Genomic DNA, 19,871 nt, shown 5'->3' on the forward strand with positions numbered 1-19,871 from the left:
CCGCCCCCACACCCCACTCCCTCCGTGCACGCCCCCCCGCCCCCCCCTCCCCCCCCCCCCCCCCCCCCCCCCCCCCCCCCCCCCCCCCCCCCCCCCCCCGTCGTTACTGGAAGCGTTCCGCAATCAGCGCCGGGTCACACCCCGGCACCGACCTCCGCGGGGCTGTCGCCGCCCTCCGCCTCCAGCCGCTTGTTGCGGCGCACGGAGGACCAGAAGGACCAGGCGATGAGCAGGACGCCGACGAGGCCGGTGATGACCTCGTGGATCTCGTACTGGATGGTGACGAGCAGGATCACGGCGAGGGCGCCGATCGCGTAGTGCGCGCCGTGCTCCAGGTAGACGTAGTCGTCGAGGGTGCCCTGGCGGACCAGGTAGACCGTGAGCGACCGGACGTACATGGCACCGATGCCGAGGCCGAGGGCCATGAGCACGATGTCGTTGGTGATGGCGAAGGCGCCGATGACGCCGTCGAAGGAGAAGGAGGCGTCGAGGACCTCCAGGTAGAGGAACATGAAGAACGCGGCCTTGCCGGCCATGGCGACGGCCGAGACGGGCTTGCCGCTCTTCTTGGCCGCTTCCTCCGCCTCGTGCTCGGCCTCTTCCTCCTCTTCGAGCTTGTTCTCGAAGTAGCCGGAGAGACCACCGACGATCATGTAGGTGATCAGGCCGAGGACACCGGAGACCAGGACGGTCTGCGCCTTGTCCACGTGGGTGCCGCCGTGCTGGTGGGCGTTGGCGGCGAAGGTCATCGAGGTGATGACCAGGACGATCAGCGCGATGCACGCCGACAGCATGTCGATCTTGCCGAGCTTGGCGAGCGGGCGCTCCAGCCAGGCGAGCCACTTGATGTCGCGGTCCTCGAAGATGAAGTCGAGGAAGATCATCAGCAGGAACATGCCACCGAAGGCTGCGATGGACGGGTGGGCGTCCGTCACCAGCTGCTTGTACATGTCCTTGTCGGTCATCGCCAGATCGACGGCCTCGATGGGCCCGATCTTGGCGCTGATCGCCACGATGACGACTGGGAAGACCAGGCGCATGCCGAACACGGCGATCAGGACGCCGACCGTGAGGAAGATCTTCTGCCAGAAGGCGTTCATCTTCTTCAGGATTCCGGCGTTGACCACCGCGTTGTCGAAGGACAGCGAGATTTCGAGGATCGACAGGATCGCCACGATCCCAAAAGCGGTCCACCCCCCGTAGAACACCGCTGCGACCAGACCGAGCGCAGTGACTGCGAACGACCAGCCGAAGGTTTTGAGAACCACTGGCACCCCATCGTCTTGTACGGCTTTACGAAACGTTGACCCCGAAGTCTAGAGCGATGCCCCGCAGCCCCGACGCGTACCCCTGCCCTACCGCACGGAACTTCCATTCGCCGCCGTACCGGTAGACCTCGCCGAAGATCATCGCGGTCTCGCTGGAGGCGTCCTCGGTCAGGTCGTAGCGGGCGAGTTCCTGGTCGTCGGCCATGTTCACCACGCGGATGAAGGCGTTGCTCACCTGGCCGAAGCTCTGCCTGCGGGAGTCCGCCTCGTGGATCGAGACCGGGAAGACGATCTTGTCGACCTGGGCGGGGACCTTCGTGAGGTCGATGATGATCGACTCGTCGTCGCCTTCACCCTCGCCGGTGAGGTTGTCCCCGGTGTGTTCGACGGAGCCCTCGGGGCTCTTGAGGTTGTTGTAGAAGACGAAGTACTCGTCCCCCAGCACCCGGCCGCTGTTGCACAGCAGTGCGCTGGCGTCGAGGTCGAAGTCCGCCCCCGTGGTCGAGCGTGCGTCCCATCCGAGACCGATCAGAACCCGGGTGAGGTTCGGTGCGGCCTTGGACAGGGAGACGTTGCCCCCCTTGGCGAGTGTGACGCCCATGATGTGGTCCTCCCCGGACGACGTGGTGGTGATGGCCGAGCCACCCGCTCATGGTGGCAAAGCCGGTCCGGCGCCGTACACAGGGGTGCACGGCGCCGGACGGACGAACTGCTCTCGGATTCGGCTCAGACGTTGACGCCGAAGTCCTGCGCGATGCCGCGCAGGCCCGAGGCGTAGCCCTGGCCGATGGCGCGGAACTTCCACTCGGCGCCGTTGCGGTACAGCTCGCCGAAGACCATGGCGGTCTCGGTCGAGGCGTCCTCGGAGAGGTCGTAGCGGGCGAGCTCGGTGTTGTCGGCCTGGTTCACGACGCGGATGTAGGCGTTGCGGACCTGGCCGAAGCTCTGCTGGCGGCTCTCGGCCTCGTAGATCGAAACGGGGAAGACGATCTTGGCGACATCGCCCGGGACGCCGGCGAGGTTGACCTTGATGGCCTCGTCGTCACCCTCGCCCTCACCGGTGGTGTTGTCACCGGTGTGCTCGACCGACCCGTCCGGGCTCTTCAGGTTGTTGAAGAACACGAAGTTCGAGTCGTTGGCCACCTTGCCCTGGTCGTTGGTCAGGATCGCGCTGGCGTCGAGGTCGAAGTCGACACCGGTGGTGGTGCGAGCGTCCCAGCCCAGACCGACGATGACCGCCGTCAGGTTAGGCGCGGCCTTGGTCAGCGAGACGTTGCCGCCCTTGCTGAGGCTGACTCCCACGGGTCCTCCATTGGTATTCGTATGGGGCGGGGCCCCGTCGTGCGTTGCTACCGGATCAACGGTTCGATCCTAGTGACGGGTTCCCGCCCACAGGCGGTTTTCGTGCGGAAGCCGCCGACGGGTTCCGGGGCCGGGGCCGGGTCCGGAACCGGGCGGGAGCCGTCAGAGGCTGTCGAGGGCCTTGATGTACTCGTTCAGGTCACGCGCGTCGGGCAGGCCGTTGACGACGGTCCAGCGCACGATGCCGTCCTTGTCGATGACGAAGGTGCCGCGGACCGCGCAGCCCTTGTCCTCGTCGAAGACGCCGTAGGCGCGGGAGGTCTCGCCGTGCGGCCAGAAGTCGGACAGCAGCGGGTACTCCAGGCCCTCCTGCTCCGCGAAGACGCGCAGGGTCGGGACCGAGTCGTTGGAGACGGCCAGCAGCTGTACGTCGTCGTTCTGGAAGCGGGGCAGCTGGTCGCGCAGCTCGCACAGCTCGCCCGTGCAGACGCCGGTGAAGGCGAAGGGGTAGAAGAGCAGCACCACGGCCTTCTCGCCGCGGAAGTCGGAGAGCCGCACGGTGGCACCGTGGTTGTCCTTGAGCTCGAAGTCCGGGGCCTTGTGTCCGACCTCGATCGCCATCTCTCGCATCCCTTCGTTTCCTGCGTCCCCGCACGGGGCCGTTCGGGTGAGACCCAGCCTACGGCCCGCCCCCGCCGACCGGACCGGACCGGCGCGCCGGAAGCCCTCGCCCCGCACCGGCCCCGGAACGCGCACACCCCGCCGACCGGGATGTCCCGGTCGGCGGGGTGTGCTTTCCGCTTGGCTGCGGGGCGCAGATCAGCGCTTGGCCTTGGCGGCCTTCGGCGTCACCAGCTTGGTGGAGGTCCACTCCTTGCCGACGGGCCCGCCCTTGGCGAGCGAAAGGCCGGCCGTCTCGGCGGCCTCGCTGATGTCGCTGGCCTCGACGTAGCCGTCACGGCCCGTCTTGGGGGTCAGCAGCAGGATCAGTGCGCCGTCCTCGACCAGCTCGGTCGCGTCGACCAGGGCGTCCGTCAGATCGCCGTCCTCGTCGCGGAACCACAACAGCACCGCGTCGGCGACGTCGTCGTAGTCCTCGTCGGCGAGCTCGCTGACGAGGCTCTCGACGGCGTCACGGAATTCCTGATCGACGTCCTCGTCGTAGCCGATCTCCTGGACCACCTGTTCGGACTGGAAACCCAGCCGGGCGGCCAGGCTCTCCGCGTGGTCCGCGGTCGCGCTCACGGGGTGCCTCCTGCTCATGTTCGGTGAATGTCTTTCGGCGGCGCGCGTACGCGCAGCATTGGGCGTAGTCCACACGGGCGCGGCGGATCGCGCAAGTACCCGGCCGCCGAGACCGTCGAAACGGTGACGATTACGGCCGTCTCGCCGCAACTTTCAGGCTTCCCCGGTGGACCACCGGTGATTCATCCCACACCATTCCAGCTCATTCGGCGTCGCATGAGGACTTTCCTACCTGTTTGAGGGACGAACGTCCTTACGAACCCGCTGATCGACTTGGGCGTATGGTTGCGATTCGGCCCGGCACCGGCCACGGCACACCGGCCCGCTCCTTCGCCGCTCCAGGTGTTACCCAGTGGTAGAGGTGAAGATTTCGGCCGGGCGTAAGACCATGGGAGGCGGCGACCCAGGGCACGACTCCCCCGACAGCGAAGGAACAGCGTGGCTTCCGCATCCGATCGCAACCCGATCATCATTGGCGGTCTTCCGAGCCAGGTCCCGGACTTCGATCCGGAGGAGACGAAGGAGTGGCTCGACTCCCTTGACGCCGCCGTCGACGAGCGGGGCCGCGAGCGCGCCCGCTACCTGATGCTGCGGCTGATCGAGCGGGCCCGCGAGAAGCGCGTGGCCGTGCCGGAGATGCGCAGCACGGACTACGTCAACACCATCGCCACCAAGGACGAGCCGTTCTTCCCCGGAAACGAGGAGATCGAGCGCAAGGTCCTGAACGCCACCCGCTGGAACGCCGCGGTCATGGTCTCCCGCGCCCAGCGTCCGGGGATCGGCGTCGGCGGCCACATCGCCACGTTCGCCTCCTCCGCCTCCCTCTACGACGTGGGCTTCAACCACTTCTTCCGGGGCAAGGACGAGGGCGACGGCGGCGACCAGATCTTCTTCCAGGGCCACGCCTCCCCCGGCATCTACGCCCGCGCCTACCTCCTGGACCGGCTGTCCGAGCAGCAGCTCGACGCGTTCCGGCAGGAGAAGTCGAAGGCCCCGTACGGCCTGTCCAGCTACCCGCACCCGCGGCTCATGCCGGACTTCTGGGAGTTCCCGACCGTCTCGATGGGCCTCGGCCCGCTCGGGGCGATCTACCAGGCCCGGATGAACCGGTACATGGAGGCGCGCGGGATCGCGGACACCTCCAAGTCCCACGTCTGGGCGTATCTCGGCGACGGCGAGATGGACGAGCCGGAGTCGCTCGGCCAGCTGTCGCTGGCGGCGCGCGAGGGCCTGGACAACCTGACCTTCGTCGTGAACTGCAACCTCCAGCGCCTCGACGGCCCGGTCCGCGGCAACGGAAAGATCATCCAGGAGCTGGAGTCGCAGTTCCGCGGCGCCGGCTGGAACGTCATCAAGCTGATCTGGGACCGCTCCTGGGACCCGCTGCTGGCGCAGGACCGCGACGGCATCCTGGTCAACAAGATGAACTCCACCCCCGACGGGCAGTTCCAGACGTACGCCACCGAGTCGGGCGCGTACATCCGCGAGCACTTCTTCGGCGGCGACCAGCGGCTGCGCGCGATGGTCGAGAACATGACCGACCAGCAGATCCAGCACCTGGGCCGCGGCGGCCACGACCACAAGAAGGTCTACGCCGCGTACGCGGCGGCCAAGGCCCACAAGGGCCAGCCGACGGTGATCCTGGCGCAGACGGTGAAGGGCTGGACGCTCGGCCCGAACTTCGAGGGCCGCAACGCCACGCACCAGATGAAGAAGCTGACGGTCGACGACCTCAAGCGCTTCCGCGACCGCCTGCACATCCCGGTCACCGACGCGCAGCTGGAGAGCGGCGCGCCCCCGTACTACCACCCGGGCCGCAACTCGCCCGAGATCCAGTACATGCACGACCAGCGCAGCGCGCTGGGCGGCTACGTGCCGACGCGCGTGGTGCGGGCCAAGCCGCTGCAGCTTCCGGACGAGAAGGCGTACGCGGCGGCCAAGAAGGGTTCGGGGCAGCAGTCGATCGCCACCACGATGGCCTTCGTCCGCATCCTGAAGGACCTGATGCGGGACAAGGAGATCGGCAAGCGCTTCGTGCTGATCGCGCCCGACGAGTACCGCACCTTCGGCATGGACGCGTTCTTCCCGAGCGCCAAGATCTACAACCCGCTGGGGCAGCAGTACGAGGCGGTCGACCGCGACCTGCTGCTCGCGTACAAGGAGTCCCCGACCGGCCAGATGCTGCACGACGGCATCTCGGAGGCGGGCTGCACGGCCTCGCTGATCGCCGCGGGTTCGGCGTACGCGACGCACGGCGAGCCGCTGATCCCGGTCTACGTCTTCTACTCGATGTTCGGTTTCCAGCGCACCGGTGACCAGTTCTGGCAGATGGCCGACCAGCTGGCGCGCGGTTTCGTCCTGGGCGCGACCGCCGGCCGGACCACCCTGACGGGTGAGGGCCTCCAGCACGCCGACGGTCACTCCCTGCTGCTGGCGTCGACGAACCCGGGCTGCGTCGCGTACGACCCGGCCTACGGCTACGAGATCGCGCACATCGTCAAGGACGGCCTGCGGCGGATGTACGGGCCGGACGCCGAGGACGTCTTCTACTACCTGACGGTCTACAACGAGCCGATCCAGCACCCGGCCGAGCCCGCGGGCGTCGACGTGGACGGCATCCTCAAGGGCATCCACCGGGTCTCGCAGGGCACCTCGGGCGCCGTCGGGGCGCAGATCATGGCCTCGGGCGTGGCGGTGCCGTGGGCCCTGGAGGCCCAGCGGATCCTGGCCGCCGAGTGGAACGTCCGGGCGGACGTCTGGTCTGCGACCTCCTGGAACGAGCTGCGCCGCGAGGCCGTCGAGGTGGAGGAGCACAACCTGCTCCACCCGGAGGAGGAGCAGCGCGTCCCGTACGTGACGCGGAAGCTGTCGGGCGCGGAGGGGCCGTTCGTGGCGGTCTCGGACTGGATGTGCGCGGTGCCGGACCAGATCTCGCGGTGGGTGCCGGGTACGTACACCTCGCTGGGCGCGGACGGCTTCGGCTTCGCGGACACGCGCGGCGCGGCGCGGCGCTTCTTCCACATCGACGCGCAGTCGGTGGTCCTGGCGGTGCTCACCGAGCTGGCCCGTGAGGGCAAGGTGGACCGCTCGGTGCTGAAGCAGGCCGTGGACCGGTACCGGCTGCTGGACGTGGCGGCGGCGGACCCGGGCGCCGCCGGCGGCGACGCCTGACGCCTGCGGCGAGCCCGCCTGTGTGAGCCCCGTCCGGATGCCGGGCGGGGCTCACTCGTACCGCACCCCGGCCGGGTGGTACCGGATCCGCCGGACGCCCGTCTTCCACCCGTTCCCTACGATGCTCCGCATGAAGGAAACCTCCCGCCAGCTGCTGTGGGAGCGGCGGAGCCAGACCCCGCTGCTCGTCCTCGCGGTGGCCTTCGCCGTCGCGTACACCGTGCCGATCGTCGCGCCGGACGCGGACCCGTCCGTGCACCGGGCGTGCGCGCACGCGGAGTGGGTGGTGTGGGGCGCCTTCGCTCTCGACTACCTCGTGCGGCTGGGCCTGACGCGGGACCGGCGGCACTTCGTGCGGACGCACTGGCTGGACCTGGCAGCGGTGGTGCTGCCGCTGGTGCAGCCGCTTCGGCTGCTGCGGCTGGTGGCCACCTTGATGCTGGTGGGGCGGCGGGCGCGGATGGCTCCGCAGATCCGGCTGACCACCTATGTGGCGGGGGCCGTGGTGGGGCTGCTGATGTTCGGGTCGCTCGCGGTGCTGAGCGTGGAGCGGGACGCCCCCGACGGGAACATCAAGAACCTGGGTGACGCGGTGTGGTGGTCCTTCACCACGATGACCACGGTCGGGTACGGGGACCACTCCCCCACCACCGGTCTGGGCCGGGTGCTGGCGGTCGGGCTGATGCTGTCGGGGATCGCCCTGCTGGGTGTGGTGACCGCCAACATCGCCGCCTGGTTCATCGCCCGCTTCGAACGGGACGACCAGGTGGAGCGGCTCCAGCTGGCGGCCATCCGGGATCTCCAGGCGGAGGTACGGGCGCTGCGCGCCGAGGTCGCGCTGCTCGGCGGCGGCGGCCAGGGCGCGATGCCCGCCCAGGCCGCCGCCACCTCCTCCGAGGCGCAGGCGGGGGCCAGGCCGTCCCTTCCGGATCCTGCCTGAACCGCGCCGCCCGGCGAGATCCGAAATCGACGGCCTTGGGGGGTGTCCGGCGGATCAGGGCCGGACAGCCCCTAGCGCTCCCAGATCTTGAACGCCCTGATCTGGAAGGCGGACTGCGGCAGCCAGGTCCCGTCGCCGGGGTAGGTCTGGAACTCGCCGGTCTCCGCGCACTCGGCCGACTGGTACGTGGTCACCGGGCGCCCGGTCCGGTTGATCAGCGACTGGTAGGCGGGGCCGGCGGGCAGGGCGGTGCAGCTGTTGATGTCGAGGGTGCTCAGGTCGTAGACCTGCTTGGCGCCCTTGAACTCCGGTTTCGCCCACAGGCACAGCTGCCCGGTGGCGCAGGGCGGGCCGGCCGCGTGGGCGCCGGTCGCGGCGGCGGGTACGAGGGTGGCGGCGGCCAGCAGGGCGGCGGCGAGGATGGTGGTGCGTGCGGTGCTCCACGTACGCATGACGGGGTCAACTCCTCCTTGACGGACGGGCTCCGGACCGTTTCCGGCGCTCCGTCGACACCACGCTGACCTGCGGTGACGGCTGTGCGGAAGGGGCTGCGGGCGGGTCCACCCGGATAGGCGACAGCCCCGCCGGAACCGTCCGGCGGGGCTGTGGCGGGCGCGGGGTTGACGTACCCGTAACGCGTCGGCGGGCTGCTCAGATGTGGGCCGCGCCACCCGCTCCGGCCTCGGCGTTCCGCCCGCGCTTGGTGAAGCAGGCCACGATCGCCGCGAGGACGGCGACGACTCCGGCGCAGGTGAAGGCCGTGCTCATGCCGGACACGAAGGTGTCGTGCGCCACGCCGGCGATGGCCTGGGCGACCGGCTCGGGCGCCCCGGGCGGGACGGGGGCGATGCCGACCTGGACGCCCTTCTCCGCGAGTTCGAGCTGTTCGGGGGCGAGCGGGGGAAGGCCGGCGCCCTGCCAGTTGTCCCCGAACGTGTCACTGACCTCGGCCGCCATGACCGCTCCGAGGACGGCGGTGCCGAGGCTGCCGCCGACCTGCATGGCGGCCTGCTGGAGGCCGCCCGCCACACCGGACAGCTCCAGCGGGGCGTTGCCGACGATGACCTCGGTGGCGCCGACCATGACGGGCGCGAGGCCGAGGCCGAGGAGGGCGAACCAGAGCGACATGGTGAGCGTGCCGGTGCCGGGGGTGAGCCGGGCCATGCCGAAGCAGGCTGCGGCGGTGGCGACCATGCCGGCGACGAGCGGGATCCGCGGGCCGGCCTTGGTGATGGCGGCCCCGGCCAGCGGCGAGCCGACGATCATCATGCCGGTGAGGGGCAGCAGGTGCAGGCCGCTGTCGACCGGGCTCATGCCGTGCACGTTCTGCAGGTAGAAGGTGACGAAGAACAGGCCGCCCATGAAGGCGAACGCCATCAGCACCATCAGCACGGTGCCGGCGGACAGCGGCAGCGAGCGGAACATGCCGAGCGGGATCAGCGGCTCGGGGACCTTGGTCTCCCAGACGGCGAAAAGCACGAAGCACAGCAGCGAAGCACCGAGGAAGAGCAGGGTCTTCGTGTCTCCCCAGCCCCACTCGGCGGCCTTGATCAGAGCCCAGATCAGGGAGAACATCGCGGCCGACAGGAGCACGATGCCCGGCAGGTCGAAGGAGCGCGGGGCGTTCTCGGCGCGGTGGTCGAGCAGGATGACCAGGCCGAGGAGCAGTGCGATCACACCGACCGGCACGTTGACGAAGAAGACGGACTGCCAGCTGACGTGCTCGACGAGCAGGCCGCCGACGATGGGGCCGGCGGCGGTGGAGGCGCCGATGACCATGCCCCAGATGCCGATGGCCATGTTGAGCTTCTCGGCGGGGAAGGTGGCGCGCAGCAGGCCGAGGGCGGCCGGCATCAGCAGGGCGCCGAACAGGCCCTGGGCGACGCGGAAGCCGATGACGAGCCCGACGCCGGTGGACAGGCCGATCGCCGCCGAGGAGAGCGCGAAGCCGGCGATGCCCATGAGGAAGGTCTGGCGGTGCCCGAAGCGGTCGCCGAGCTTGCCGGCGGTGATCAGGGAGACCGCGAGGGCCAGCAGGTAGCCGTTGGTGATCCACTGCACCTCGGCGAGGCTGGCGCCGAGGTCCTTCTGGATGGCGGGGTTGGCGACGGCGACGATCGTGCCGTCGAGGGTGACCATCATGACGCCGACGGCCACCGCGAACAGCGTGAGCCAGGGGTGGCCGCGCAGACCGGCGCGCGCCGGATCCGGGCCCGTTTCCTTGGCGAGCGTGATCTGACTAGTCATACGAACAGGCTAGTGACAGTCACTGACACTTCACAAACGGCTTAACGCGACAGCGGCTGTCAGGTCCGTCACAGGTACCCTGACCGCTTACTCAGCGTCAGATCGAAACGTGCGGTCCAGGGACCGGGCACGTGCGACCCAGGATCAGAGAGGACCCCGCGGCGATGACCGACGAGCGGCCCGCGCCGGCGGCCGGACTGCGCGAGCGCAAGAAGCGCCGCACCCGGGACGCGCTGCTGCGCGCCGCCCTGCTCCTGTTCATCTCGCAGGGCTACGAGCGGACCACGGTCGACGAGATCACCGACACCGTCGAGGTCTCGCAGCGCACCTTCTTCCGCTACTTCGCCAACAAGGAGGAGGTCGCGTTCGCCGTACAGGACGTGGTCGAGTCCCACTTCCTCGCCGCCCTGCGGGCCCGGCCGGCCTCCGAGGCCCCGCTGGAGGCCATGCGCAACGCGGTGCTCGCCGCCTGGGACACCGTCGGCGAGGCCATCTCCGACGTGGTGCCCGTGGACCTCTACATGCGGGGCTACCAGCTGATCGAGTCCACCCCGGCCCTGCTCGCCGTACACCTGCGGCGCTCCACCGAGCTGGAGGAGGAGATCGCCCGGCTGATCGCCGCCCGCGAGGGGCTCGACCTGGACGCCGACCCGCGGCCCCGGGTGGCGGTGGCGGCTTTCTGCGGCGTGATGCGCGTCACGGGCCGCCTCTGGGGGCAGGGCGAGGACACCAGCGTGGCCGCGATCCGGCGGATGACCGAGGCCTACCTCGACCAGATCGGCCCGGCCCTGGCGGCGGACTGGCGCCGGGCGCCCTCGGCGGGCTGATCCGGCCTGATCCGGCCTGGTCCAGGCCGATCCGTCCCGGTCCGGCCCGGTCCGAAAGGCGCGGCCCGGGAGCGGCTCCGGGCACGCTCACCGCGCCTCCGCGGACCCGCCCGGAACGGCAACAGAGCGTGATCGGCGGGGAGATGCGTCCCACGACCGGCCGTGAGCCCGGTCACCCGGCGCGCCGCAGCCTCCACCGGTCTCCTAGTCTGGCTCCAGTGAACCTGCCCGGCCGCCCCGCCCCCACCACCCCGGACGCCCCCGAGCGCCCCGCCGCCCTGCGCATGCTGCTCGCGCTCGGCGTCGTGTTCCTGATGCTGGCGACGACCGGCTGGACCGCCGTGCACCGCCCCGACGCCGGGATCCAGGCGCGGGCCGCCGAGCTCACCGCGTGGGCCTCGGCCCGGATCGACGGCCGGGCCGTACCGCCCGCCGACGCCCCCGTACGGACGGTCGCCCGCTTCTTCGCCGACCTCGACGGCGCCCAGCGCAACCACCTCGCCGACGGCTACCCGCTCGTGGTCGGCAACCTCGACGGGGTCCCCGCCGAGCTCCGCTACCGGGCCAACCGCCGCTCCCTCGCGCAGGCCGCGCGGCTGGAGGAGTCCCGGGGCCGGGACGTCGCCCTGACCCCCGCCGACCGCGGCACCGCCGTCCGGCGCGCGCACCGCTTCGAGTCCCTCGCCGAGCCCGGCCGGCAGATCCTCGTCTTCGACCCCACCGGCAACGGCCTCGTGGCCGAGGTCTTCGGCGACCTCGCGGCGGCCCGCCGGGTCTCGGTGGTCGTCCCCGGCGTCGACACCGACGCGCTCACCTTCGAGCGCTCCCAGCGCCGTCTCACCGCCCCCGCCGGCATGGCCCGCTCCCTGTACGAGGCCGAGCTCTCGACCGCGCCGGCCGGCCGTACCGCCGTCATCGCCTGGGCCGGCTACACCGCCCCCACCGGGGTCGGTGTGGACGCCGCCACCGGCAGGCTCGCCGTCCAGGGCGCCGCACGGCTGGAGTCCCTGGCCGCGGCCCTGCCCGGGGACGCGAGCGTGGCCCTGTTCTGCCACAGCTACGGGTCGGTGGTGTGCGGCGTGGCCGCGCACCGGCTGCCCGAGCGGGTGACCGACCTGGTGGTCGCGGGCAGCCCCGGCATGCGCACCGAGAACGTCGCCGGACTGAACACCTCGGCCCGGGTCTGGGCGATGCGCGACGAGGGCGACTGGATCTCCGGCGTACCGCACATGGAGGTCGGCGGGGTGGGCCACGGCGCGGACCCGGTGTCCGCGGACTTCGGCTCTCGGCTGCTGTCCTCGGAGGGGGCCAGGAGCCACACCGGTTATTTCGAGCGAGGCACGGCCTCGCTGGACAACTTCGCCAAGATCGGAACCGGCGCCTTCGGTTCCGTCGCTTGCGCGAACGGGAGCGACGACTGCCGGCTCGGAATTTCCGCCACGGACGGTGACTGACGGGGGCATCCCCCGCCACGCACCCGTAGCAAGCAGAAAAATCGGGCCGGAAGACGAGGGGGACGCGCGGGGGCGCGTCCCTTTACCATGTGCCGCATGGGTGACGTACTGGCCGGAAATCATGCCGTCTGGGAGTTCGACTCGGACTCGGTGCTCATCCGCTTCGCACGGGGGATGCGAACTCCACGGCTCTGGCACGCGCTGGGTGAGCGCCGGATCCCCCTGGAAGCGTTGTCCGGGGTGCACGTGAGCGCCGCCGCCGGGGCGATGGGCCGGCGGGACACGGTGGTGCTGCGCGCCGTCCCGCGCGCGGGCGCCGATCCGCTGATGGAGGCTGCCGACGGGCAGCTGAAGGAGGGCTGCGATCCGTACCGGCTGGTGCTGCCCGGGGACCGGGCGGCGCAGGCCGCGGCCTTCGCCGACGCCGTGCGCGAGCGGCTGGGGCCCGGCTCCGCCGAGCCCGCCGACCGCTTCCTCGTCGAGGTGCCGCAGCCGCCGCTCCAGCTGAAGGCGTACGACGCCCGGGTGGGCTTCGACGGCTCCGCGGTCACCTTCCACTGGTCCCGTACGGGTGCCAGCAGCGCCAAGTGGCGGGCGGGCGACCAGCGTTTCGCGCTGGCCGAGCTGTCCGGCGTCGAGTGGGCCTCCCCCGACCGCCCGGGCGGCGGGTACCTGCGGCTGCGGCCCCGGGACGCCGCCGCGGACCCCGCCCCGCCGGACCACGACCTCGCGGCCGCGGTGTTCGGGGTGGGGTACGGGGCGGTGCACGAGTCGCTGCCGTTCGCGGCCGCCGTGCTCGCCGCGCTGCGCGAGCGGGCTCCGGTGGCCGCGGTCCCGCGCGCGCGGGCGTCCGACGACCGGCTGACCCACCTGAGCGAGCTGCACAGCACGGGCCTGCTGACGGACGCCGAGTACGCGACGCTCCGCGACCGCTTCGCCGCCGGAGCCTGAGCGCGCCGGGCCCCTGAGCACACCGGGCCCCGAGCATGCGGGGCCCTGGGCACGCGGGGCCCCGAGCACACCGGGCCCTGAGCCGGGCCCGCTGCGCTACACCTCGCGGGAGTCCGAGGTGAAGGCCATGTCCGGGTAGCGGGCGCCGGCCACCCGCCCGGCGAGCGGCTCCAGCAGGGCCAGTTCCGCGTCCGTCAGGATGATCCGGGTCGCGGCGGTGTTCTCCAGCAGCCGGCTCGGCTTGCGGGTGCCGGGGATCGGGACGACCGTCAGGCCGTGCACCGCCGCCCGCTGCTGCACCCAGGCCAGCGCGACCTGCGCCGCCGTGGCCCCGTGCGCGGCCGCGATCTCCCGGACCGGGGCCAGCAGGGCCGCGTTGGCCTTGGCGTTCTCGCCCGTGTACCGGGGCTGGTACTGCCGGAAGTCGTCGGCCGACAGCTCCGCCGCCGCGTCCGCGAACGCGCCGGTCAGGAAGCCCCGCCCGAGCGGGGAGTACGGCACGAAGGCCACGCCCAGCTCCGCCGCCGCACCGACCGCGCTGCGCTCCACGTCCCGGCTGAACAGCGACCACTCCGACTGGATCGCCGCGATGGGGTGCACGGCGTGCGCCTCTCGCAGCTCGGGCCCGGTGACCTCGCTGAGGCCCAGGTGGCGCACCTTCCCCTCCCGCACCAGCTCGGCCATGGTGCCCACCGACTCGGCGAACGGCACCTCCGGGTCGCGGCGGTGCATGTAGTACAGGTCGATCACCTCGACGCCGAGCCGCCGCAGGCTGTCCTCGACCGCCTGGCGGATGTACGCCCGGTCGTTGCGTATGCCCCGGTACACCGGGTCGTCGTTGCGCTCGATGGCGAACTTCGTGGCGAGGGTGATCTCGTCCCGGTGGGCGGCCACGAAGGGCGCCAGGAACTCCTCGTTCGCGCCGCGCCCGTAGACGTCGGCGGTGTCGAAGAGGGTGACCCCGGCGGCCAGCGCCGCGTCGAGGGTCTCGCGGGCGGCCGTCTCGTCGGTCTCCCCGTAGAACTCGCTCATGCCCATGCAGCCGAGGCCCTGGACGCCGACGACCGGTCCGCCCTTGCCCAGTTCGGCCCGCTCGATGGGGGTGTCGTGCTCCGTCATAACCGTGCCTTCCCCGCGACCGTTTCGGCGCTCGTCGTCTGTGTGCTCGTCGTGTTGGCCGTGCCGACCGTGTTCATCGCGTACATGTTGATCTTGAAGTCGAGTACCCCGAGCGCGTCCGTCAGCTCCGCGAGCCGCGCCCGCACCTCGCGGCGCGTCCGCTCCAGCAGCTCGCGGCGCTCGTCGACGGTGTGCTCCCCCTCGCGGACGAGTTCGGCGTAGCGGACCATGTCCGCCACCGACATCCCCGTCGCGCGCAGCTTGCCCACGAAGGACAGCCAGCCGAGGTCCTTGTCCGTGAACCTCCGCTGCCCCGAATGGGAGCGGTCCACGTGCGGCATCAGGCCGATCCGCTCGTACCAGCGCAGCGTGTGCTGGGTCAGACCGGTCCGCGCCTCGACCTCGCTGATCGTGTAACGCGTCTCCGTCAGGTTCATGGCCATACGCTAGAACCCTGGAGTGCACTCCAAGCAAGTAGGCTCGGCCGCATGGAGACCATGCACAGCCTGCGGACCATCGAGACCTGGCCGGTACCCGCCGCCGCGGCGGCCGTCGTACGCGCCGACGGGAGCCTCGCCGGCTCCCACGGGGACACGGCCCGCCGGTTCCCGCTCGCCTCGGTCACCAAGCCGCTCGCCGCGTACGCCGTCCTCGTCGCCTACGAGGAGGGGGCGCTCGAACTGGACGAGCCGGCCGGACCCGAGGGGTCGACGGTCCGTCACCTCCTCGCCCACACCAGCGGCCTGGCCTTCGACGAGCACCGCGCGACGGCCCCGCCCGGGCAGCGCCGGCTCTACTCCAACGCCGGTTTCGAGGTGCTCGGCGACCACCTCGCCAAGGCCACCGGGATCCCCTTCGCGGAGTACCTGCACCAGGCCGTCTTCGAGCCGCTGGGCATGACCTCCTCCAGCCTGGAGGGCTCCCCCGCCAAGGACGGCGTCTCCACCGTCGCCGACCTCGTGCGCTTCGCCGCCGAGCTCCAGGCGCCCCGGCTGCTCGACGTCCGCACCGTCGCCGAGGCCACCTCCGTCGTCCACCCCGGACTCAAGGGCGTCCTGCCGGGGTACGGGCACCAGTCCCCCAACGACTGGGGCCTCGGCCTGGAGATCCGCGACGGCAAGTCCCCGCACTGGACGGGCCTGACCTCCTCCCCGCGCACCTTCGGCCACTTCGGCCAGTCCGGCACCTTCCTGTGGGTGGACCCCGACGTCCGCGCCGCCTGCGTGGCGCTGACCGACCGCGCCTTCGGGCCCTGGGCCGTGGAGGCCTGGACCCCCTTCACCGACGCGGTCCTCGCGGAGCTGCGCGCCCGCTAGCGCTACGCCGGCAGCTCCCAGATCAGCAGCTCCCCCGGGGACCCGGCGGTGATCTCCAGGTCCTTCTCACCGGTGATCCGCGCCGAGTCCCCCGGGCCCAGCTCCTGCCCGTCGAGCCGCAGGTCCCCGCGCACCACGTGCAGGTAGACCCGCTCGGCCGCCGGTACGGGGACCCGCTCGCCCGCGCCCGGCCGCCGGACGTGCAGCACCGCGCCCGCCGCCGGGACCTCGTACGGGGTACCGTCCGCGAGGTCCCGTACGACCTCGTACGCCGGCTCCCCGCCCGCGGTCAGCGGCGCGAGCCACATCTGCACGAACCTCAGTGGAACCTCGGCGTCGTTGCGCTCGACGTGCCGCGCCCCGGATCCGGCGCCGAGCCGCTGGACGTCCCCGGGCCGGACCGTGCCGGTGTGCCCGCCGGCGCTGTCCCGGTGGGTGAGCTCGCCCTCCACCACCCAGGTGACGATCTCGGTGTGGCTGTGCGGGTGCTCGTCGAAGCCCGCGCCGGGCGCGAGGCCCTCCTCGTTGCAGGCCAGCACCGGACCGAACCGGATGTTGTCGGGGTCGTAGAAGGACCCGAAGGAGAAGGCGTGGCGGGTGGTGATCCCGGCGTCCGGATCCCCGCCCGCGTACCGGTCGGCGGCGCGGCGTACATCGATCATGTGGGCCACCGTAGCCGCCGCCCGGGGACCGCCGCGCGGACCCGAGTCCGAGCCGGGCCGCCGATAAGGCAGTCTTGTCCCGTGCCCCAACCCGAACGTGAGCAGTCCCCCGAGATGCGTCCCGCGCATCCGGTCCACCCGCACACCGCGACGCTGCGACGACTGGAGAAGTCCTCCGGCCGGCTCGCCGCCAACGCCATCGCGCGGATGGACGAGAACCTGCCCTGGTACCGGGCGATGCCACCGGAGAACCGGTCGTGGATCGGCTTGGTGGCGCAGGCCGGCATCGCCGCCTTCACGGAGTGGTTCCGGCACCCGGAGACCCCGCAGGCCATCTCCACCGACGTCTTCGGGACGGCTCCGCGCGAGCTGACCCGGGCGATCACGCTGCGCCAGACCGTCGAGATGGTGCGTACGACGATCGAGGTCATGGAGGCCGCGATCGACGAGGTGGCGGCCCCCGGCGACGAGTCGATCCTGCGCGAGGCGCTGCTGGTGTACGCCCGGGAGATCGCCTTCGCGACCGCCCAGGTCTACGCGCAGGCCGCCGAGGCGCGCGGCGCGTGGGACGCCCGGCTGGAGTCCCTGGTCGTGAACGCCGTGCTGTCGGGCGAGGCCGACGAGGGCGCGCTGTCGCGGGCGGCGGCGCTCGGCTGGAACTCCCCGGATCACGTGTGCGTGGTCCTGGGCACCGCCCCGGAGGGCGACAGCGAGCTGACGGTGGAGGCGATCCGCCGCGCGGCCCGCCACCACAAGCTCCAGGTGCTCACCGGGGTGCTCGGCGACCGCCTGGTGGTGATCGCGGGCGGCAGCGACAACCCGATGCAGGTGGCCAAGTCCCTGATCGGGCCGTTCGCCGCCGGCCCGGTGGTGGCGGGTCCGGTGGTCCCCGACCTGCTGAACGCCACGAAGTCCGCGCAGGCCGCGGCGGCCGGCCTGAAGGCCTGCACGGCCTGGCAGGACGCGCCCCGTCCGGTGCTGGCGGACGATCTCCTGCCCGAGCGCGCGATCGCCTCGGATCCCTCGGCCAGGGAGCAGCTGGTGGAGGAGATCTACAGACCTCTGGAGGAAGCGGGCTCGGCGCTGCTGGAGACGCTGAGTGTCTACCTGGAGCAGGCCAGCAGCCTGGAAGGGGCGGCGCGGATGCTGTTCGTGCACCCCAACACGGTGCGCTACCGGCTGCGACGTGTGACCGACGTCACCGGCTGGTCGCCGTCCGATGTCCGCTCGGCGTTCACGCTGCGGATCGCCCTGATCCTCGGGCGTCTGGCCGACGGAGATCAGCAGCCCTAGACTTTTGTCGGACATCAACAATTAGCCCGGCGGTTCTTCGTCCCTGTCCCCACGGGCGGCGGAGACCATCAACAAGAGAGAGTGTGAGGGTGCTCGTACTCGTCGCTCCCGGCCAAGGCGCTCAGACGCCCGGCTTCCTGACTCCCTGGCTCGAACTCCCCGGCGCCGCCGAACGCGTCGCGGGTTGGTCCGACGCCATCGGGCTCGACCTCGTCCACTACGGCACGAACGCCGACGCGGACGAGATCCGCGACACGGCGGTGGCCCAGCCGCTGCTGGTCGCGGCCGGCCTGCTGTCCGCTTCCGCGCTCGGTTCGCCGACGGCCTTCGGTGCCGTCGCGGGCCACAGCGTGGGTGAGATCACCGCGGCCGCCGTCGCCGGTGTGCTGAGCGAGGGCGACGCGCTGTCCTTCGTCCGCACCCGCGGTCTGGGCATGGCCGACGCCGCCGCGGTCACCGAGACGGGCATGGCCGCGGTGCTGGGCGGTGACCAGGACGTGGTGGTCGCCCACCTGGAGAAGCTGGGCCTGACCCCGGCCAACATCAACGGCGCGGGCCAGATCGTGGCCGCCGGCACCGCGGAGCAGATCGAGGCCCTGGTCGCCGACAAGCCCGAGGGCTCCATGAAGGTCGTGACCCTCAAGGTCGCGGGCGCCTTCCACACGCACCACATGGCCCCCGCGGTCGCCACGCTGGAGAAGGCCGCCGAGGCCCTCGCTCCGGCGGACCCGGCGCTGAAGTACGTTTCGAACAAGGACGGCCTCGTCGTCGCCTCGGGCGCCGACGTCGTCGCCCGCCTGGTCGGCCAGGTCGCGAACCCGGTCCGCTGGGACCTGTGCATGGAGAAGTTCGCCGAGCTGGGCGTCACCGGGATCATCGAGCTGTCCCCGGGCGGCACCCTGACGGGTCTGGCCAAGCGCGCGCTCAAGGGCGTACCCAGCGTGGCACTGAAGACGCCGGACGATCTCGACAAGGCCAAGGCGCTCATCGCCGAGCAGACGGCCTGAGAGAAGGAGCCCACACAGCATGTCCAAGATCAAGCCGGCCAAGGGCTCCCCCTACGCCCGCATCCTCGGCGTCGGCGGCTACCGCCCGACCCGGGTGGTGCCCAACGAGGTCATCCTCGAAACGATCGACTCCTCCGACGAGTGGATCCGTTCCCGCTCGGGCATCGCGTCCCGGCACTGGGCCTCGCCCCAGGAGACGGTCGCCGCGATGTCGGTGGAGGCTTCCGGCAAGGCGCTCGCCGACGCCGGCGTGTCCCCCGAGCAGATCGGTGCGGTGATCGTCTCGACGGTCTCGCACTTCAAGCAGACCCCGGCCGTCGCGACGGAGATCGCGCACCGGATCGGCGCGGGCAAGCCGGCCGCGTTCGACATCTCGGCGGGCTGTGCCGGCTTCGGCTACGGCCTGACGCTCGCCAAGGGCATGGTGGTGGAAGGTTCCGCCGAGTACGTGCTCGTCATCGGCGTCGAGCGGCTCTCGGACCTGACCGACCTGGAGGACCGCGCGACGGCCTTCCTGTTCGGCGACGGCGCCGGCGCCGTGGTCGTCGGCCCCTCGGACGAGCCGGCCATCGGCCCCACGGTGTGGGGTTCGGAGGGCGACAAGTCCGAGACCATCAAGCAGACCGTGCCGTGGGACGAGTACCTCGGCAAGGACGGCGGCGAGAAGTTCCCGGCCATCACGCAGGAGGGCCAGGCGGTGTTCCGCTGGGCCGTCTTCGAGATGGCCAAGGTGGCCCAGCAGGCGCTCGACGCCGCCGGGATCACCCCGGATGACCTGGACGTCTTCATTCCGCACCAGGCCAACATGCGGATCATCGACTCGATGGTGAAGACTCTCAAGCTGCCGGAGCACGTCACGGTCGCCCGTGACGTGGAAACCACCGGCAACACGTCGGCCGCCTCGATCCCGCTCGCCATGGAGCGGCTCCTGGCGACCGGAGCGGCGAAGAGCGGCGACACCGCGCTCGTCATCGGCTTCGGGGCGGGGCTCGTCTACGCCGCGACGGTCGTTACCCTCCCCTAGGGCCGGGATCACTTCCCGCCCTGATCCACCAGTTAGCTACAGAAG

General features: G+C 71.3%; 19 protein-coding genes. 9 read left to right on the forward strand and 10 right to left on the reverse strand.

What is annotated here, in order from left to right; translation table 11 throughout:
• Positions 1 to 134: 134 nt before the first annotated feature.
• The 5 genes from ACZ7IF_RS36465 to ACZ7IF_RS36485 form a co-directional block, all read right to left on the reverse strand.
• A complete protein-coding gene (locus ACZ7IF_RS36465; protein ID WP_470980877.1) occupies positions 135 to 1,268 on the reverse strand; it encodes a DUF475 domain-containing protein in 1,134 nt (377 codons plus the stop codon).
• 25 nt (positions 1,269 to 1,293) lie between these two features.
• Positions 1,294 to 1,869, reverse strand: coding sequence for a TerD family protein (locus ACZ7IF_RS36470; RefSeq protein ID WP_362461002.1), 576 nt, complete (start codon positions 1,867 to 1,869; stop codon positions 1,294 to 1,296).
• A 125-nt stretch (positions 1,870 to 1,994) separates the two neighbouring features.
• The gene (locus tag ACZ7IF_RS36475) at positions 1,995 to 2,570 is read right to left on the reverse strand and encodes a TerD family protein (RefSeq protein ID WP_385769365.1); all 576 of its coding nucleotides are present in this window, start codon (positions 2,568 to 2,570) and stop codon (positions 1,995 to 1,997) included.
• A 162-nt stretch (positions 2,571 to 2,732) separates the two neighbouring features.
• A complete protein-coding gene (locus ACZ7IF_RS36480) occupies positions 2,733 to 3,191 on the reverse strand; it encodes a peroxiredoxin (RefSeq protein ID WP_007263894.1) in 459 nt (152 codons plus the stop codon).
• Positions 3,192 to 3,389: 198 nt separating this feature from the next.
• Positions 3,390 to 3,815, reverse strand: a complete 426-nt coding sequence (locus ACZ7IF_RS36485; protein ID WP_468171468.1) for a DUF3052 domain-containing protein — start codon at positions 3,813 to 3,815, stop codon at positions 3,390 to 3,392.
• A 438-nt stretch (positions 3,816 to 4,253) separates the two neighbouring features.
• Here ACZ7IF_RS36485 and aceE point away from each other — a divergent pair, with 438 nt between their 5' ends.
• Both aceE and ACZ7IF_RS36495 read left to right on the forward strand, forming a co-directional pair.
• The gene (gene aceE, locus ACZ7IF_RS36490) at positions 4,254 to 6,986 is read left to right on the forward strand and encodes a pyruvate dehydrogenase (acetyl-transferring), homodimeric type (RefSeq protein ID WP_470980880.1); all 2,733 of its coding nucleotides are present in this window, start codon (positions 4,254 to 4,256) and stop codon (positions 6,984 to 6,986) included.
• Between the two features lie 130 nt (positions 6,987 to 7,116).
• Positions 7,117 to 7,926 carry a potassium channel family protein gene (locus ACZ7IF_RS36495; protein ID WP_470980882.1) on the forward strand — a complete coding sequence of 270 codons (810 nt, stop codon included), beginning with the start codon at positions 7,117 to 7,119 and terminating at the stop codon, positions 7,924 to 7,926.
• A 71-nt stretch (positions 7,927 to 7,997) separates the two neighbouring features.
• Here ACZ7IF_RS36495 and ACZ7IF_RS36500 read toward each other — a convergent pair whose 3' ends face one another.
• Together ACZ7IF_RS36500 and ACZ7IF_RS36505 are read right to left on the reverse strand one after the other, a co-directional pair.
• Positions 7,998 to 8,378, reverse strand: a complete 381-nt coding sequence (locus ACZ7IF_RS36500; RefSeq protein WP_470980885.1) for a peptidase inhibitor family I36 protein — start codon at positions 8,376 to 8,378, stop codon at positions 7,998 to 8,000.
• Between the two features lie 199 nt (positions 8,379 to 8,577).
• Positions 8,578 to 10,173: an MFS transporter gene (locus ACZ7IF_RS36505; protein ID WP_470980888.1), complete on the reverse strand. Its 1,596-nt coding sequence runs from the start codon at positions 10,171 to 10,173 to the stop codon at positions 8,578 to 8,580.
• Positions 10,174 to 10,337: 164 nt separating this feature from the next.
• On the opposite strand from ACZ7IF_RS36505, the gene ACZ7IF_RS36510 reads away from it, so the two are divergent.
• From ACZ7IF_RS36510 to ACZ7IF_RS36520, 3 genes are all read left to right on the forward strand, one after another.
• Complete coding sequence (locus ACZ7IF_RS36510; RefSeq protein ID WP_470980891.1) at positions 10,338 to 11,000, forward strand: TetR/AcrR family transcriptional regulator; 663 nt, start codon at positions 10,338 to 10,340, stop codon at positions 10,998 to 11,000.
• A gap of 284 nt (positions 11,001 to 11,284) precedes the next feature.
• Positions 11,285 to 12,454, forward strand: coding sequence for an alpha/beta hydrolase (locus ACZ7IF_RS36515; protein ID WP_470980944.1), 1,170 nt, complete (start codon positions 11,285 to 11,287; stop codon positions 12,452 to 12,454).
• Positions 12,455 to 12,550: 96 nt separating this feature from the next.
• Positions 12,551 to 13,405, forward strand: coding sequence for a DUF4429 domain-containing protein (locus ACZ7IF_RS36520; protein WP_470980893.1), 855 nt, complete (start codon positions 12,551 to 12,553; stop codon positions 13,403 to 13,405).
• Between the two features lie 96 nt (positions 13,406 to 13,501).
• On the opposite strand, the gene ACZ7IF_RS36525 is transcribed toward ACZ7IF_RS36520, so the two are convergent.
• Together ACZ7IF_RS36525 and ACZ7IF_RS36530 are read right to left on the reverse strand one after the other, a co-directional pair.
• Complete coding sequence (locus tag ACZ7IF_RS36525; RefSeq protein WP_470980896.1) at positions 13,502 to 14,524, reverse strand: aldo/keto reductase; 1,023 nt, start codon at positions 14,522 to 14,524, stop codon at positions 13,502 to 13,504.
• Positions 14,521 to 14,967 carry a MerR family transcriptional regulator gene (locus ACZ7IF_RS36530; RefSeq protein ID WP_470980899.1) on the reverse strand — a complete coding sequence of 149 codons (447 nt, stop codon included), beginning with the start codon at positions 14,965 to 14,967 and terminating at the stop codon, positions 14,521 to 14,523. Before ACZ7IF_RS36530 ends, ACZ7IF_RS36525 begins: the two co-directional genes overlap by 4 nt.
• 54 nt (positions 14,968 to 15,021) lie before the next feature.
• Here ACZ7IF_RS36530 and ACZ7IF_RS36535 point away from each other — a divergent pair, with 54 nt between their 5' ends.
• A complete protein-coding gene (locus ACZ7IF_RS36535; protein WP_470980947.1) occupies positions 15,022 to 15,840 on the forward strand; it encodes a serine hydrolase domain-containing protein in 819 nt (272 codons plus the stop codon).
• A gap of 2 nt (positions 15,841 to 15,842) precedes the next feature.
• Here the strand turns inward: ACZ7IF_RS36535 and ACZ7IF_RS36540 are convergent, their stop codons facing one another.
• On the reverse strand, positions 15,843 to 16,502 hold the full coding sequence (locus ACZ7IF_RS36540) for a pirin family protein (RefSeq protein ID WP_470980901.1): 660 nt from the start codon (positions 16,500 to 16,502) through the stop codon (positions 15,843 to 15,845).
• Between the two features lie 114 nt (positions 16,503 to 16,616).
• On the opposite strand from ACZ7IF_RS36540, the gene ACZ7IF_RS36545 reads away from it, so the two are divergent.
• The 3 genes from ACZ7IF_RS36545 (at position 16,617) to ACZ7IF_RS36555 (ending at position 19,826) form a co-directional block, all read left to right on the forward strand.
• Positions 16,617 to 17,795, forward strand: a complete 1,179-nt coding sequence (locus ACZ7IF_RS36545; RefSeq protein ID WP_470980950.1) for a PucR family transcriptional regulator — start codon at positions 16,617 to 16,619, stop codon at positions 17,793 to 17,795.
• Between the two features lie 89 nt (positions 17,796 to 17,884).
• Positions 17,885 to 18,802, forward strand: a complete 918-nt coding sequence (locus ACZ7IF_RS36550) for an ACP S-malonyltransferase (RefSeq protein ID WP_470980903.1) — start codon at positions 17,885 to 17,887, stop codon at positions 18,800 to 18,802.
• A gap of 19 nt (positions 18,803 to 18,821) precedes the next feature.
• The gene (locus ACZ7IF_RS36555; RefSeq protein WP_125816521.1) at positions 18,822 to 19,826 is read left to right on the forward strand and encodes a ketoacyl-ACP synthase III; all 1,005 of its coding nucleotides are present in this window, start codon (positions 18,822 to 18,824) and stop codon (positions 19,824 to 19,826) included.
• Positions 19,827 to 19,871 lie beyond the last annotated feature (45 nt).

The organism is Streptomyces sp. NPDC037421, from assembly GCF_055602105.1.